Annotated in this window: 1 protein-coding gene; it reads right to left on the bottom strand. The window is 67.2% G+C overall.

Annotated features, from left to right (window positions below; genetic code table 11):
* The coding region (locus tag ACP7AJ_RS21155) for a sigma-70 domain-containing protein (RefSeq protein ID WP_426062222.1) at nt 1-329 on the bottom strand (329 nt) is incomplete at both ends.

The raw sequence follows: 329 nt of genomic DNA, 5'->3' as shown, positions 1-329 counted from the left end.
GCGGCCTGGCCATTCAGCCCGAAATGGAGCGTCACCACGTCGGCCTCGCGCCGGGTCAGGGTCGAGAGGGCCCGCTGTACCTCCCGGCGCAGGGAGTCCCGCAGCAAGCCGGCATCCGGCGTGTCCGCGTCCTCGTCCCCCAGCACGTCGAGCAAGCCGTTTTCCTCGCCCTGCACGAAGGGCGCGTCCATCGAGACGTGGCGCCCCGAGAGTTTCAGCGTGTCCGCCACCTCGGCGGTGCTCAGTTCCAGCAGCTCCGCCAGTTCGGCGGCCGAGGGCTCCCGCTCAAATTTCTGCTCCAGTTCCGAGAAGGATTTGCTGATTTTGTT

This window comes from Hymenobacter sp. B1770 (assembly GCF_049896385.1).
GTDB lineage: Bacteria > Bacteroidota > Bacteroidia > Cytophagales > Hymenobacteraceae > Hymenobacter.
This window is presented reverse-complemented; position numbering and strand designations above follow the sequence as displayed.